This is a genomic window from Microbacterium sp. Mcb102, assembly GCF_024519805.1.
Lineage (GTDB): Bacteria > Actinomycetota > Actinomycetes > Actinomycetales > Microbacteriaceae > Microbacterium.
On the sequence record NZ_JALJRG010000003.1, the window covers coordinates 56,870 to 71,088 of the forward strand.

14 protein-coding genes are annotated in these 14,219 nt (G+C 69.8%); 8 read left to right on the forward strand and 6 right to left on the reverse strand.

Annotated features, from left to right (window positions below; translation table 11 throughout):
• Window position 1: 1 nt before the first annotated feature.
• The 4 genes from OC372_RS09210 to OC372_RS09225 all read right to left on the reverse strand — a co-directional run bounded on the left by OC372_RS09210 (window position 2) and on the right by OC372_RS09225 (window position 4,713).
• Window positions 2-721: an ABC transporter ATP-binding protein gene (locus OC372_RS09210; RefSeq protein WP_029262087.1), complete on the reverse strand. Its 720-nt coding sequence runs from the start codon at window positions 719-721 to the stop codon at window positions 2-4.
• Window positions 714-2,531, reverse strand: coding sequence for a branched-chain amino acid ABC transporter ATP-binding protein/permease (locus OC372_RS09215; RefSeq protein ID WP_262001630.1), 1,818 nt, complete (start codon window positions 2,529-2,531; stop codon window positions 714-716). Before OC372_RS09215 ends, OC372_RS09210 begins: the two co-directional genes overlap by 8 nt.
• A 2-nt stretch (window positions 2,532-2,533) precedes the next feature.
• Complete coding sequence (locus tag OC372_RS09220; RefSeq protein WP_029262085.1) at window positions 2,534-3,391, reverse strand: branched-chain amino acid ABC transporter permease; 858 nt, start codon at window positions 3,389-3,391, stop codon at window positions 2,534-2,536.
• 98 nt (window positions 3,392-3,489) lie between these two features.
• Window positions 3,490-4,713, reverse strand: a complete 1,224-nt coding sequence (locus OC372_RS09225; RefSeq protein WP_029262084.1) for an ABC transporter substrate-binding protein — start codon at window positions 4,711-4,713, stop codon at window positions 3,490-3,492.
• Window positions 4,714-4,852: 139 nt separating this feature from the next.
• On the opposite strand from OC372_RS09225, the gene OC372_RS09230 reads away from it, so the two are divergent.
• Window positions 4,853-5,632: an SDR family NAD(P)-dependent oxidoreductase gene (locus tag OC372_RS09230; protein WP_051662542.1), complete on the forward strand. Its 780-nt coding sequence runs from the start codon at window positions 4,853-4,855 to the stop codon at window positions 5,630-5,632.
• Window positions 5,633-5,672: 40 nt separating this feature from the next.
• Here the strand turns inward: OC372_RS09230 and OC372_RS09235 are convergent, their stop codons facing one another.
• Entirely contained in the window at window positions 5,673-6,245 is a 573-nt protein-coding gene (locus tag OC372_RS09235; RefSeq protein ID WP_262001631.1) for a PadR family transcriptional regulator, read from the reverse strand.
• 81 nt (window positions 6,246-6,326) lie between these two features.
• Here OC372_RS09235 and OC372_RS09240 point away from each other — a divergent pair, with 81 nt between their 5' ends.
• The 5 genes from OC372_RS09240 to OC372_RS09260 all read left to right on the forward strand — a co-directional run bounded on the left by OC372_RS09240 (window position 6,327) and on the right by OC372_RS09260 (window position 10,545).
• Window positions 6,327-7,253 (forward strand): alpha/beta hydrolase, encoded by a 927-nt coding sequence (locus OC372_RS09240; protein WP_262001632.1) that lies wholly within the window; start codon window positions 6,327-6,329, stop codon window positions 7,251-7,253.
• Window positions 7,250-8,848: a flavin-containing monooxygenase gene (locus OC372_RS09245; protein WP_262001633.1), complete on the forward strand. Its 1,599-nt coding sequence runs from the start codon at window positions 7,250-7,252 to the stop codon at window positions 8,846-8,848. The genes OC372_RS09240 and OC372_RS09245 overlap by 4 nt, the downstream gene beginning before the upstream one ends.
• An 85-nt stretch (window positions 8,849-8,933) precedes the next feature.
• Window positions 8,934-9,677 carry an SDR family NAD(P)-dependent oxidoreductase gene (locus tag OC372_RS09250; protein WP_262001634.1) on the forward strand — a complete coding sequence of 248 codons (744 nt, stop codon included), beginning with the start codon at window positions 8,934-8,936 and terminating at the stop codon, window positions 9,675-9,677.
• The gene (locus OC372_RS09255) at window positions 9,674-10,114 is read left to right on the forward strand and encodes an acyl-CoA thioesterase (RefSeq protein WP_262001635.1); all 441 of its coding nucleotides are present in this window, start codon (window positions 9,674-9,676) and stop codon (window positions 10,112-10,114) included. Before OC372_RS09250 ends, OC372_RS09255 begins: the two co-directional genes overlap by 4 nt.
• Complete coding sequence (locus OC372_RS09260; RefSeq protein WP_262001636.1) at window positions 10,111-10,545, forward strand: nuclear transport factor 2 family protein; 435 nt, start codon at window positions 10,111-10,113, stop codon at window positions 10,543-10,545. The genes OC372_RS09255 and OC372_RS09260 overlap by 4 nt, the downstream gene beginning before the upstream one ends.
• Here OC372_RS09260 and OC372_RS09265 read toward each other — a convergent pair.
• Window positions 10,532-11,566: an MBL fold metallo-hydrolase gene (locus OC372_RS09265; protein ID WP_262001637.1), complete on the reverse strand. Its 1,035-nt coding sequence runs from the start codon at window positions 11,564-11,566 to the stop codon at window positions 10,532-10,534. The genes OC372_RS09260 and OC372_RS09265 overlap by 14 nt on opposite strands.
• A gap of 88 nt (window positions 11,567-11,654) precedes the next feature.
• On the opposite strand from OC372_RS09265, the gene OC372_RS09270 reads away from it, so the two are divergent.
• Together OC372_RS09270 and OC372_RS09275 are read left to right on the forward strand one after the other, a co-directional pair.
• Window positions 11,655-13,052, forward strand: coding sequence for an MFS transporter (locus tag OC372_RS09270; RefSeq protein WP_262001638.1), 1,398 nt, complete (start codon window positions 11,655-11,657; stop codon window positions 13,050-13,052).
• Window positions 13,049-14,209: an NADH:flavin oxidoreductase/NADH oxidase gene (locus OC372_RS09275; protein ID WP_262001639.1), complete on the forward strand. Its 1,161-nt coding sequence runs from the start codon at window positions 13,049-13,051 to the stop codon at window positions 14,207-14,209. Before OC372_RS09270 ends, OC372_RS09275 begins: the two co-directional genes overlap by 4 nt.
• Window positions 14,210-14,219 lie beyond the last annotated feature (10 nt).

A 14,219-nucleotide genomic window follows, 5' to 3' on the forward strand; every position in this document is an offset into this window, starting at 1 on the left:
GCTACGCGACCGCGCCGAAGTACGCCTTCTGCAGATCCTCGAGCGTGACGTCGGCCGCGGCCCCGGCGAGCGTCGTGCGGCCCATCTCGATCACCGTCACCTCGTCGGCGATGGCGACGGACTCCTGCACGGCCTGCTCGACCAGGAGGATGCCGATGCCGGTGTTCTTGAGCTCATGCACCCGCTCCATGACCTCCTTGACGATCACCGGAGCGAGCCCCTGGCTCGGCTCGTCGAGGATGAGCAGCTTCGGCTTCGCCATCAGCGCCTGGCCGATCGCGAGCATCTGCTGCTGCCCACCCGACATGCTCGCCGCGGGGAGGGCACGCTTGCTGCCCAGGATCGGGAAGAGCTGGTAGATCTCCTCCGCCGCCGCGATCAGAGCCCGCTTGCCCATCCCCCGCGAGAATCCGCCGAGGATGAGGTTCTGCTCGATCGTGAGCTCACGGAAGACCTTCTTGCCCTCCTGCACGTACGAGATCCCGCGGGCGACCCGCTTGTGAGGTGCATCCGTCAGCGGCTCGCCGAGGTAGGCGACCGTGCCGCCCGAGACCCTGTTCAGCCCGGTGATCGCCCGCAGCGTCGTCGTCTTGCCCGCGCCGTTCCGACCGAGCAGCACCGTGATCTCCCCCGCCCGCACGGTCAGCGAGACGTCGCGCACGACGGTCAGGTCGCCGTAGCCGGTCTGCAGACCGGACACCTCCAACAGCACATCACTCATGGTCGCCGCCTCCCGCCGCGTTGGTCTCCGCCGTCACGCCGAGGTACTCCTCCATGACCCGCGGGTTGCTCTCGATCTGATCGGGGGTGCCGTGCGCCATGACCGCGCCCTGGGCGAGCACATAGATGTCGTCGGCGACGCGCAGCACGAGTTGGAAGTTGTGCTCCACCAGGATGACGGTCATGCCGGCGTCGCGCAGCCGCTTCACGAGGCTCTCGAGGACCTCGAGCTCGTCCTCGTCCAGGCCGGATGCCACCTCGTCGAGGAGCACCACCTTCGGGGACGCTGCCAGGCTCCTGGCGACCTCGAGCAGTCGACGGTTGCCGAGCGGGAGCGAGTCGGCCGGCTCGTCGCGCTGCGCGCTGAGCCCGACCAGCGCGAGCGCCCGCTCCGCCGCCGCCCGGTTCTCCGCGCGAGCTCGCCAGAACGTCGGCAGCCGCAGGAACGAGGCGAACACGGAGGCCCGCTCCGTGGCATAGCGTCCGGCCGCCACGGCTTCGAACACCGTCAGCTTCTCGGGGATGTTCGGAGTCTGGAACGTGCGCGAGACCCCCGCCCGGGCGACCCGGTACGACGAGAGTCCCTGGATGGACTTCCCGTCGAGTTCGATCGTGCCGGCATCCGTCTTGTAGAAGCCGGAGATCATGTTGAGCAGGGTGGTCTTCCCGGAGCCGTTGGGGCCGATGATCGCCGTGACCGCACCCGGCGCCGCATCGATCGACACCTTCGACAGCGCCTGGTTGCCGCCGAACGCCTTGGAGACTCCCTCCGTGCGCAGCAGCGCGCCGTCGAGCTTCTCGATCTCGGCCGGAGCGGCTTCCGCCGGGCGCACCCCGGTCTTGGCTTTGGCCGCGATGTCGGCCTTGCGCACGAGGGTCCGCAGCAGCCCGGACAGTCCTCCGGTGAAGGCCACTCCGCCGATGAGCAGGAACGCCCCGGAGATGATCAGTCCGAACTGGCTGAAGTTCGTCGACTGGTTCATCCCGAACTGCAGCACCGCTGCACCGATCAGGGCTCCGTAGATGCTGGCGGAGCCGCCGAAGATCGAGGCCGCGAGCACCGTCATCGCGAACGAGAACGCGAAGGCCTCCGGCGAGATGAAGAGGTCGAGGTTGGCGAAGAGCACCCCGGCGATGCCGGCAGGGACGGCGCCGATCGCGTAGGCCGTGAGCTTGGCGCGGAACACGGAGATGCCCATCGACGAAGCCAGGACCGGGCTCTGCTTGAGCACGCGGAGCGCCGTCCCGTGGTCGGAGACGACGAGGTTGCGGATCAGCGCGAAGGCCACGATGGCGACGCCGACGATGATCAGGTAGTAGGTGCGGCCGTCGATCATCTGACCGAACGAGGTCGCGGGCATGATTCCGGCCAGACCGTTGCGACCGCCGGTCTGCTCCTTGAAGATCGACAGCACGTCCGGGACGATCAGGATCAGGAAGAACGAGGTCATCGCGAGCGACCAGCTCCCCAGACGCAGTCCGGGGATGCCGGAGATGAGTCCGATGAGCAGCGCGGCGCCGCCGCCGATGAGCAGCTGCAGCCAGATGTCGGTCACCCCGGCCTTGTTGGCGAGACCCGCGGCATAGGCACCGGCCGCATACATCGCGACCTGTCCCATCGCCAGCTCGCCGGCGTAGCCGAGCGAGAGGTTCAGGCCCAGCACGATCAGCGCCAGGATCAGGGTGAGCTCGATCTGCCGCGTCGCGGCGTAGTTGAGCCCGAGGAACGGCAGCGCGAGCAGCACGGCACCGACGGCGAGGGGCCAGATCCAGCCGGGGACGGACCGTAGTTTCAACCAGAGAGCAGCCACGGTCACACCGTCCGTTCCACGCGACGGGTGAAGAGTCCCGTCGGCTTGACCATCAGAATCACGATGAGGATGAAGAACACCGTCAACCCCGCGTAGTCGGCACCGATGTACCGCGTCGCGAGCGCCTCGGCGAGGCCGACGATGAGTCCACCCACGAGCACGCCGCCGAGGGACCCGAAGCCGCCGATCGCGAGGACGACGAAGCCCTTGAGCGCCAGGGAGGCGCCGAGCGTGGCGACCGCATACGTCTTGGGGCCGACGAACACGCCGAGGAAACCGGCGAGGACGCCGGTGAAGATGAAGGCCATGAGGGCGAAGCGCCGCACGTTCACCCCGCGCAGCTGCGCTGCCTCCCTGTTCTCGCTCATGCCGAGCAGGGCGATGCCGGTCATGCTGCGCTTGGCGTACTGGGTGAGTGCGATGACCAGGACGATGACGAGCACGATCAGTGCGAGCTCGACGGGGTAGACCCGGCCGCCGAGGAACTCGAGCACCTGATCGCCCATGAAGAAGGGCACGCGCTTGGGCTCTCCGCCCCAGATCACCTGGGCGACACCCTCCATGATGATGGAGGCGCCGAGGGTCGTGACCAGCAGGTTGTGCGGGTCCTTGACCGGACGGATGGCGACCCGCTCCTCGAGAGCGGCGATCGCGCCGACGATGACGGCCGCGGCGATCGCGACGAGCCACCAGGGCAGACCCCAGACGACGATGCCGACGTACGCGATGAACGCGCCGAGCATCATGAGCGCCGCCTGGGCGAAGTTGAAGGTCTTCTGCGAGAGGAAGACGATGTTGTAGCCGATCGCCACCAGTGCGTAGATCGCACCGAGAGCCAGGCCGGACCAGATGATGGTCATTGCGGTCGGGTTCCTTCCATCACTTTGGCTTGGTGTGCCGACGGCTCGGATCCGAATCGAGATCCGAGCCGCCGGCGATGTTCACGCGCCGACCGGGGTCAGGGCTGGAACTGACCGTTGACGAGTTCGCCCGGCGGGATGAAGGCGAACTGCTCCGGGCCCACGTGCGGGCTGTGCGCATCCTCTTCGAAGGCGTAGAGACCCAGGATCGCGGTCTCGGCCGCCTTCTGGACGTCGGGGTCGATGAGTGCCGCAACCAGGGCGTCGGGGTCGTCGACTCCACCGGCCTTCTCCGCTGCGGCCTTGAAGAGCAGCGCCGAGTCGTAGTTGTACGCCAGGATCAGCGACGACTTGATGTCCCCGGCGGCGAGCATGCGCTCGACGGCCTCGTTGACCTTGGTGTCGTCCGGGTCGTACTGGGTGCTGGAGTACACCTGCATGGTGAGGTTCTTGACCTGGTCGGTGCCGAGCACGCCGTCGGGCGCGGGTGTGGCGATCAGACCGGTCGCGGCGACCGAGGAGTTGCCCATCACGGGAACATCCCACCCGAGCTTCTCCAGGCTCTGCAGCACGTAGCCGAGCGGTGCGCCGTAGGCGTCGAGCACGAGCACATCGGGGTCGCCCTGCTGCAGTGCGGAGAGCTGGGAGGTCATGTCGAGGGCGGCGTTGTCGAAGCCCTCGTTCCCGGTGACGGTGAATCCTGCATCCGTGAAGGTGGTCTCACCGAGCGAGCCGAAGAGCTCGCCGTAGGCGCTGGAGCCGTGCAGGATCGCGACGTCCTCGTAGCCGCGGTCGTCCATCTCGGCGACGAACGAGCCGAGGTAGTCGGGCACGGAGGCGCTGAGGTCGAAGCTGTAGGGGTTGACCGCGGGGTCACCGGATCCCGTCGTCGGGCCGATGTTGAACGAGACGATCTTGTTCTGCGTGAGGATCGGCAGCATCGCCTCGGTGATCGTGGAGGGGCCGGAGTTCATCACGAGGTCGGGCTTGCCCTCGGTGGCGATGTACTCGCGCAGCTTGGTCACGGCGACCGTCGGGTCGGCGTTGTCCTCGAGGTGGGTGATCTCGACCTCGCGGTCGAGGATCCCGCCCATGTCGTTCACGGCGTCGACGGAGGCCAGGGCAGCCGTCACGGCCGTCGTCGCGTTGTCGGCGAGGATGCCCTCCGCGCCCATGCCGCCGAGCACCACGATCTTGATCGGGTCGTCGCCTCCGCCTTCGCCGCCACCGTTCCCTGCGTCCGCGTCACCGGAGCAGCCGGCGAGGACCATCGTCGAGACCACGATCCCTGCGGCAACCGCCGCGAGTCTGTTGAACCGCATATCCGAACCTCTCTCATCGTTGAGTTAGAGCGCTAGAGCGACCAAACGCTTGCTTAGTAAATCACACCCGGACACTCCGAGCAACGCCCAACCGGTCAATTGCTTGGTTACGATTCGGACACCTGTTAGATTCCGGCTCATGGACACTGCACAGACTTCTGAGAACCGCTCTCTCCGTGACCTTCCCGGCATCGCCGTCGTGACCGGCGGGACCGGCGGAATCGGCTCCGCCATCGCCCGAAAGCTCGCCGCCGAAGGGGTGCGCGTCGCGATCACCCATCGCTCCGAGCCGTCGCCCGAACTGCTCGCCGCTCTCGGCGAGCACGGCGAAGCCCACCGACTCGACGTGCGCGACGAGGCCGGCGCAGCCGCCCTCGTCGCCGACCTCGTCGAGCGCCACGGCGCCGTGCACACGGTCGTGCATGCCGCCGGCCCGCACGTGCCGATGCTGCACCTGTCGAAGGTCTCGGTCGAGCAGTTCGCCCGACAGGTCGACGACGATCTCGTCGGCTTCTTCGTCGTGGCGAAGGCCTTCCTCCCGGCGCTGCGTGCTGCATCCGGATCGCTCACCGTCGTCACCAGCGCCGGGACGCGGCGGTACCCCGTGCGGGACGGACTGTCGGTCGCGCCGAAGGGCGCAGTGGAGGCGCTGGCTCGTGGACTCGCCGCCGAGGAGGGGCGCTTCGGCGTGCGCGTGAACGCGGTCGGACCGGGGATGCTGTGGGACGGGATGTCGGCCCGGTTGATGGCCTCCGGAGACCTGGATGAGCGTGCCCTCGAGGTGGCGACCCGGAACATCCCGCTCCGCCGATTCGGCACCGCGGGCGACATCGCCGCCGCCGTGTCGTTCCTCGCCTCCCCGTCGGCGGGCTTCATCACCGGACAGAAGCTCGACGTCGACGGCGGGTTCGGTCTCTGAGCGTCCGACACGGACGGGGCTCACGCCCGCACCGCGATGCTCATCGCATGCCGCTCAGGCGCTCGATGAGCCAGTCGATGCGGGCGGCCTCGTCGCGGGAGAACCGCTCGGACCACTCGAGCGCCACACCGGAGAAGCGCCAGGCATCCTCCCGCTGCGCGCCTCGCGCGTGGGCAGCCGCCTCTTCCGCGGTCCGCAGAGCCTCGTCGCGGTAGGCGGCCAGGCTCTCCCTCAGGCGATCGAGGTCGCCGTTGTGCGCGGCCCACAGGCGCAGGATGTGCGAGTGCTTGAGCACCACCGGTTCCGCGGGGATCTCGTCGGACCAGCGGCGCATGTTCCTGCGTCCCCGATCGGTGATCCCGTACAACCGCCGGCTCTTCGCCGCGTGCGTCTGCTCCACCCGTGACTCCGCGAGGCCGAGCCCCTCGAGCCGTCGCAGCTCCGTGTAGATCTGGCTCTGCGAGGGCGCCCAGTAGAAGTAGGCGAGGCTCTGATCGGCCCACTGCTTGACGTCGTATCCCGACAGCTCGGTGTCGAAGGACAGGATGCCGAGCACGGCCCAACTCGTCGCGGGCAGATCGGGCCGGTCGTCGGTGTCTTCGTGGTCGCTCACTTGACCTCCTCGTCGATGAGTGAGATATTCCTGATCGTACTATGACTAACAGTCATACCGCTGCTGATCGAAGGAGATCATGTGGACGAGACGACCCGGATGCTGGAGCTGCTGAACGCGAGTTTCCCGCGGCTGGCGACGATGGACCCCCTCGACGGACGGGCTGCCGCCGACGAGCGGATCCGTCCGGCGACGAACCTCGACGACGTCGCAGCGACGGATGACGGGGTGGTGGACGCCGGAACCCACGGCATCCCGATCCGCACGTACCACCCGCGCGAGCGGCGGCCGGATGCGCCGACCACGGTGTACGCGCACGGCGGCGGTTTCCTGCACGGCTCGATCGCCGGACACGACGGCTTCTGCCGGCGATGGGCCCGCACCACCGGCGCCACCGTCGTCTCGGTCGATTACCGCCTCGCTCCCGAAGCCGGTCCCGGCGCGGCGCGCGACGACGTGATCGCCGCGGCGGACTGGGCCGTCGGGGCCGGGCTCGGGGCGCACGGGCTCCTCCTCGCGGGCGACAGCTCGGGCGGCAACGTCGCGGCCGGCGCGGCGATCGGCCTCCGCGATCGCGGCGCGAGCCCGGTCGTCGCACAGGTGCTGCTCTACCCGTTCCTCGATCCGACGATGTCATCCGAGAGCCACCGCGCGAGGGCGACCGGCTACTTCGTCACGTCCGAGCTCCTGGCGCACTACTGGCGCACCTTCCTCGGTGAGCGGCCGGGCCGCTTCGACGCCGACGTCACCCCGCTCGCGGTCGACGACCTCGCAGGACTCCCGCCCGCGATCGTCGTCACCGCCGGCCTCGACCCCCTGTGCGACGAGGGCGCCGACTACGCCCGGCGGCTCCGTTCCGCCGGCGTCCCGGTGACACTCCGTCACCACCCCGATCAGTTCCACGGCTTCCTGACCATCCCCGGCTACGGCCCCGGCATCAGCGCCGCCGAGATCCTGTGGAGCGACCTCCACTCCCTGACCAGCCCCGACCCGAAGGACCGCAGATGATCCCCGAACACGACGTCATCATCGTCGGCGCCGGCTTCGCCGGCCTGTACTCCACGATCCACGCCGAGCGGGCGGGACTCGACATCCTCGGCCTCGAGGCCGGTGACGACGTGGGCGGCACCTGGTACTGGAACCGCTACCCGGGCGCCCGCTGCGACGTCGAGAGCATCGACTACTCGTTCTCGTTCGACGATGCCTTGCAGCGCGAGTGGCGCTGGAGCGAGCGCTACGCGACGCAGCCCGAGATCCTGCGTTACCTGAACCACGTCGCCGATCGGTTCGACGTCCGCCGTCACTACCGCTTCGGCGAGCGTCTCGCCGCCGCGTCCTGGGACGAGCGGGCGCAGCGCTGGGACGTGCGCACGGAGTCCGGATTCCAGGCCTCGGCACGCTGGCTGGTGATGGCGACGGGCGGGCTCTCGAAGCCGCAGCTGCCCGACCTTCCCGGTCGCGACGACTTCGCGGGTGAGGTCCTGCAGACCTCGGCCTGGCCGGAGGATCCGGTCGACCTGCGTGGCAAGCGGGTCGCCGTGATCGGCACCGGCTCCTCGGGGGTGCAGGCGATCCCGCTGATCGCACAGGATGCCGCGGAGCTCACGGTGTACCAGCGCAGCGCGAACTACAGCGTGCCCGCGTTCAACCGGACTCTCGACGATGACGAGTGGCAGCGACAGCAGGACGACCTGGCGCGTCGGCGCGAGCTCTCCTGGAACGGCGCCGCGGGGTCTCCCTGGACGAGCCACCCCGTCCCTTTCGCCGACGCCGACGAGCACGAGCGCCGCGCGGTGTTCGAGGAGAGCTGGACACGCGGCGGCGTGCTCTTCGCCAAGGCGTTCCAGGGGCTCACCGTCGACCCGGTGATCAACGACGCCGCCCGGGTCTTCTTCGAGCAGAAGCTCGCCGAGAGGGTGCCGGATCCCGAGACGCGTGAATCCCTCACACCGCGCGACCACCCGGTCGGCACCAAGCGCATCTGCACCGACACCGGCTACTACGAGACGTTCAACGAGCCGCACGTCGCGCTGGTGGACCTGCGCCGGGAACCCCTCGCCGCAGTGACCGCGACCGGCATCCGCACGACAGACGAGCACCGCGAGCACGACGTGATCGTGTACGCCACGGGCTTCGACGCCATGACCGGCGCACTCACCGCGATCGACATCCGCGGACGCGACGGCCGATCGCTGCGCGAGGAGTGGACCGGCTTCCCCTCGACCTATCTCGGCATCGCCCTGCCCGGGTTCCCGAACCTGCTGGTGCTGAACGGCCCCGGCAGCCCCAGCGTGCTGTCGAACATGGCACTCACCTCCGAGCAGCAGGGCGACTACGCGCTGCGGATCATCGCGCACTGCCGACAGCAGGGGCACACGTCGATCGAGGCGCGGTCCGACGCGGCGGCCGCCTGGACGGCGCACTCCCTCGAGCTCGCCGACCGCACTCTCTTCGGATCGGCGCCGTCGTGGTACACCGGCTCGAACATCGCCGGCAAGGCACGGGGGTTCCTTCCGTACATCGGCGGCTTCAAGAACTACATCGATCGGTGCGAGGAGGTCGCGGCAGCCGACTACCGCGGTTTCGTGCTCTCTTCGCGGTGACGGCGCCCCCGGTGGTCGGGGCTGGCCTTCGTCCTTCCGCAGCGCTAGAGTCAAACAAGCAAATGCTTGGGCAAAGGAGCACGGTATGGGTGCAGTCGACCTCGGATTCACAGCAGGAGACGCGGTGCTCATCACCGGCGCCGGGAGCGGCATCGGGCGGGCCACCGCCGTGCATGCGGCAGAACTCGGTCTCGCCGTCAGCCTCTGGGACCTGAATCCGACGGGCCTCGAGGAGACCGCCGAGCAGGTGCGCGCGACAGCCCCCGCCGTGCACACCTGGGTGGCAGACGTGTCGGACGACGCGGCCGTGGATGCCGGGTTCACCGATGCGGTGCGCGCGCTCGGGCCGATCCGCTACCTCCACAACAACGCCGGGCCGGCATCCGCGTCAGAGATCCCCTTCGACCGGGCACTGGAGATCTGCGTGGGGAGCGTGCGCCGCATGACCGACACATGGGCGGCCACCGGCCCCGGCGAGGGAGCCGCGATGGTCGCCACCACCTCGGTCGCCGGCAACCTCGTCGGCACCGACAACGCCTGGTACTCAGCATCCAAGGCCGCGATCATGGGCTACGTCCGCCACCTCGCCGCCCACCGCGCGGCGGAGTTCCGCTCCAACGGCGTGGCACCGGGCATGACCGACACCCCACGGCTGGCGGGCTTCGCGGGAAGCGAGACCGGGCAGCGCGTGCTCACCCGCATCCCCCTTCAGCGCATGGCCACACCCGACGACATCGCGTGGGCCGCACTGTTCCTGTTCTCCCCGCTCGCCGGCTACATCAACGGCGTCTTCCTCCCGGTCGACGGCGGCTGGACGGTGACGCAGTGATCGAGGTCGACCCGCGACCGATCATCCACTCGCACAGGGTGCGCCTCAGCTATGCCGACACCGACCCGGCCGGCATCCTGTACTACGCCGCGTGGTTCCCCAAGATGGAGGGCCTGCAGTCGGAGTTCCTGTTCCTGCAGGGGCTGCGTCAGGACACCCTCATCGAGCGCTTCGGGTGGTGGACGGTGTCGCGGGCCACGACCTGCGAGTACCTGGCCGCCGCACGTCTGTTCGACGAGATCCGGATCGACCTGCGGATGGGTCGGATCGGGAGCACCTCGTTCCGGTTCGCGTTCGAGATGACCAGGATCGAGGACGACGCGCTCGTCGCTCGTGCCGAGAACACCGTCGTCACGGTCTCCCCCGAACAGGATCCGGTTCCCATCCCCGCCGACCTGCGCGCGCACCTGCGGCGCTGGGCCGGGGAGGCGCCGTGAACGTCGACCTGCAGGCCATCGGCGATCGGCAGGAGATCGCGATGCTCCTCGCGCGCATCGCCCAACTGGCGGATGCCGGCGACCCCGGGCAGTACATCGACTGCTTCACCCCGGATGCCGTCTGGGACCTCACCGATGCCACGGACCTCCCGATGGATGTGCAGACCATCTCCGGTCGTGCCGCCCTCCTCGCCGGCGTGCATGAGCGCCGCGCCGCGGGCATCCAGGGGCCGGGCTCGCACACTCGGCACGACGTCTCGAGCATCACGGTCGAGGTCGCCGGCGATCGGGCGACCGCGCGTTCGTACTTCCGCTACTACCGGGGCACCGACGGCATCCCGACGCTGGCCGCCATGGGCGTCTATGCCGACGTGTTCGTGCGGGGCGAGTCCGGCTGGCGACTGCACCGCCGCGAGATCAGCCGCGGCTGAGCCAGGCTGCCGCACGCCCGCTGCGGACCAGACCGAGGTGCATCTCGGTCTGACGCAACGCCGAGTGCAGCCAGAACCCGTCGAGCCCCTGCCAACCCGAGGTCCAGGTGAGCCTGCTCGCGTAGGCCCACACCGACCGGTCACCGAGTTCCGCGGCGAGCGCCGCCACCTCTCCGGCGCGACGCAGGTGGTGGGCGGCTATCCGTGCGCGGCGTGCCGCGAGCCCCGTGAAGCGGAACTCGTGTCCGGGCAGCACCGTGAAGTCGTCGAACTCGGCGAGGCGGTCGAGCGACGCCAGCAGGTCGCCCATCGGCTCGTCCCCCGCGAGCACACCGATGCCGACACCGGAGTAGATGCGCGGCAGCACGTGATCGCCGGTGAAGAGCAGGCGGGCGTCACGGTCGGCGAGACAGATGTGCCCGCCCGTGTGACCCGGGGTCGCGATGACCTCGAGCCGCCTGCCAGCGAGCTCCAGCACGTCGCCGTCACCCACGAGCAGGTCGGGCTCGACGTCGCCCGTGAGCGACGGCCGTGTGAACGAGGCCAGCAGTTCGCCATGACGCTCGTCCGGCACGCCCCATCGCGCCAGAGTGGCCCGATACGACTCGGGGTCCCGCGCCGCAGGATCGACGGCCGCGGCGAGCACCCGTCGCTCGGCGGCGGACATCACGATCCGCGCACCGGTGAGCGTCCGCACGCGTTCGGCGAGACCGAGATGATCGGGGTGGTGGTGGGTGACGACGACCGTCGCGATGTCGGGCAGCGACCGTCCGGCCGCCCTCACCGCCCGCTCGATGCGCCCGAGGTTCTCCGCGGTGTCCCACCCGGGGTCGACCAGATGCACCCCATCGTCGCCGACGAGCGCGTAGGCGAGCGTGCCGGGGAGAGTCCCTTCCGGGATCGCCACGGGGATGCCCCAGAGACCGTCGCCGAGGTCGGCCGCGTCGCGCAGGAGACCGGCTTCCCAGGCGTCACGCTCGGCCTCATCGACGGGGACGACGTCATCCGCTCGGCTGCTCATCCCGCCACCCTAGCAATCGCTTGTTCATTTGACGAGATCCGGATAGCCTGACGACAGGGACGGCGCTCCTGCGAGTGGAACGGTGACGGTGAAGTCGGAACGAGAACGGCACGAGCGCGTGGTGGTGGCCCTGCTCGCCGCCTGTGGAATGCTGACGTCGCTGCAGTTCACGCTCATCGTCCCTCTCCTCCCGCTGGTCCCCGAGCTGCTCGACACCACGGCGGCCGACGCCTCCTGGCTGATCACGGTCACCCTCCTCGCCGGGGTGGTCGGCACCCCGGTCGTCACCCGGCTCGCTGACATGCACGGCCGCCGCCTCCTCCTGCTGGTGTCGATGGGGCTGCTCGTCATCGGCTCCGTGATCGCCGCCGTGATCCCCGGGTTCACGGCCGTGCTGATCGGCCGCGCACTCCAGGGTTTCGGCACCGCGGTGGTCCCGATCGGCATCGGCCTTCTGAGCGCTCTCGTCTCGCGTCGGCGGGCCGTCCTCGGCATCGCCCTCATGAGCGGCACGCTCGGCATGGGCTCCGCCCTCGGGCTGGTCCTCGCGGGGCCGCTGCTCGAGTGGGGAGGTCTGCCGACCGTCTTCTGGTGCTCGGCGGTCGTCGGCGCCCTGTTCTGCGTCCTGATCCGGGTGCGCATCCCCGAGGCGCCCACCGGCCCGAGTCGCGCCTTCGACCTCATCGGCGCGGTGCTGCTCACCCTCGGTCTCACCGCGCTGCTGCTGGCGATCTCCCGGGGACAGTATTGGGGGTGGGCGAGCCCGCTCACCCTGGGGCTCGGACTGCTCGCGGTCGCGACTCTCGTGCTCTGGATGGTGTGGGAGCGGCGACATCCGGCCGCTCTGATCGACGTGCGCACCGCCATGCGCGCCCCGATCCTGCCCATCAACATCGCCTCGTTCTTCGCCACGTTCGGGATGTACGCCAACCACCTGCTCACGACGCAGGAGGCCCTCGCGCCGACATCCACGGGCTATGGACTCGATGTCGCCACGGCCGCGGCCGGGCTGTTCCTCCTGCCGTCCGCTCTGACGATGATCGCGCTCGCCCCTCTCGCAGCGCGCGTCATCACGCGCTTCGGCGGCCAACGCGCACTCCTGCTCGGATCGGCGATGATGGCGTTCGCCTTCCTGTTCCGAGTGCTCTTCCACGGCGGCGCCCTGCCCGTCCTCATCGGGTCCGCCCTGGTGGGCGCGGGTGTCGCCTTCGCGTTCGCCGCGATGCCGTCGCTGATCACCGCCTCGGTGCCCTCCGACGAGGTGGCTACGGCGAACGGTGTCAACTCCGTCATCCGCACCCTCTCCGGCGCCGTCGCCGCCGCGCTCTTCGCGTTCGTGATCGCCGCGCTCCCGTCGACCGCCGATCCCGCCTTCCTCTCCGAGCGGGCGCTGCAGCTGTCGCTCGGCTTCGCCGCAGCGTGCGGCGTGGTCACCGCGGTGCTCGCCGCCTTCCTCCGCCTGCCCCATTCCAAGGAACCCGCATGAGCCTCTTCTCTCCGCTGACCCTGCGCGATGTGACCCTGCCGAACCGCGTGGGCATCTCACCGATGTGCATGTACGCCTCCCGCGACGGACTGATCGCCGACTTCCACGTCGCGCACCTCGGCCGCTTCGCTCTGGGCGGTGCAGGGCTCGTCATCGCCGAGGCGACGGCCGTGCACCCGCACGGCCGCATCTCGCCGTTCGACACCGGGCTGTGGAGCGACGAGCAGATCCCCGGATGGCGACGGGTCACCGCGCTCGTGGCCGCGTCGGGATCGGTGCCGGGCGTGCAGCTCGGGCATGCCGGACGCCGCGCCGCCGTCCGGGAGCCCTGGCGCGCGGGCGCTCCGCTCGACGACGAGGATGCGTCGGCCGGATTCGGCCCCTGGCCCCTCGTCGCCCCGAGCGCCCTGTCCGCCGGCCCGGGTCATGCCGTCCCCGCCGCGCTCACCACGGCGCAGATCGCCCGGTCCGTGCAGGATTGGCACGACGCGGCCGCCCGCGCGGTGGCTGCCGGGTTCCGCTTCGTCGAGCTCCACGGCGCGCACGGCTACCTCCTGCACTCCTTCCTCTCCCCCGTGTCGAACCGGCGCACCGACCACTACGGCGGCAGCCCCGAGAACCGTCTGCGCTATCCGCTCGAGGTCGTCGCCGCAGTCCGCGACGCGATCGGCGGCGGCGTCCCCCTCTCGTTCCGCATCTCGTCGGTCGACGGAGCCGAGGGCGGGCTGGGCATCGACGAGACGGTCGAGGTGGCGCGTCGACTCGCCACCGCGGGCGTCGACGTGATCGACACCTCCTCGGGTGGGATCACCACCGACCGCACGGTCGACACCCGCATCCGTCGGGGCTTCGCCTTCCACGCCGACTTCTCACACCGCATCCGCGACGAGGTCGGTGTGCGCACGGCGACCGTCGGGCTCGTCGTCGACCCGGAACAGGCCGCCCGCCTCATCCACGACGGCGACTCCGACCTGGTGCTCCTCGGGCGACAGGCGCTCGACGACCCGAACTGGCCGCACCACGCCCGCATCGCCCTGGGTGACGACACACACGAGTCCTGGGACGTGCGCTTCGGCAGCGCCCTCGGCCCCCGAGCCCGCACGCTCGCGCGCCTCGCCGCGGCAGGCGAGACCCCCCTCAGCCGCTTCGAGCGCTGACCCGGACACC

Bases quoted from the DNA above. Each gene is read 5' to 3' on its own strand.
- OC372_RS09210 (WP_029262087.1), bottom strand. From the start codon at position 721: ATGAGTGATGTGCTGTTGGAGGTGTCCGGTCTGCAGACCGGCTACGGC.
- OC372_RS09225 (WP_029262084.1), bottom strand. From the start codon at position 4,713: ATGCGGTTCAACAGACTCGCGGCGGTTGCCGCAGGGATCGTGGTCTCG.
- OC372_RS09220 (WP_029262085.1), bottom strand. From the start codon at position 3,391: ATGACCATCATCTGGTCCGGCCTGGCTCTCGGTGCGATCTACGCACTG.
- OC372_RS09245 (WP_262001633.1), top strand. From the start codon at position 7,250: ATGATCCCCGAACACGACGTCATCATCGTCGGCGCCGGCTTCGCCGGC.
- OC372_RS09250 (WP_262001634.1), top strand. From the start codon at position 8,934: ATGGGTGCAGTCGACCTCGGATTCACAGCAGGAGACGCGGTGCTCATC.
- OC372_RS09230 (WP_051662542.1), top strand. From the start codon at position 4,853: ATGGACACTGCACAGACTTCTGAGAACCGCTCTCTCCGTGACCTTCCC.
- OC372_RS09275 (WP_262001639.1), top strand. From the start codon at position 13,049: ATGAGCCTCTTCTCTCCGCTGACCCTGCGCGATGTGACCCTGCCGAAC.
- OC372_RS09265 (WP_262001637.1), bottom strand. From the start codon at position 11,566: ATGAGCAGCCGAGCGGATGACGTCGTCCCCGTCGATGAGGCCGAGCGT.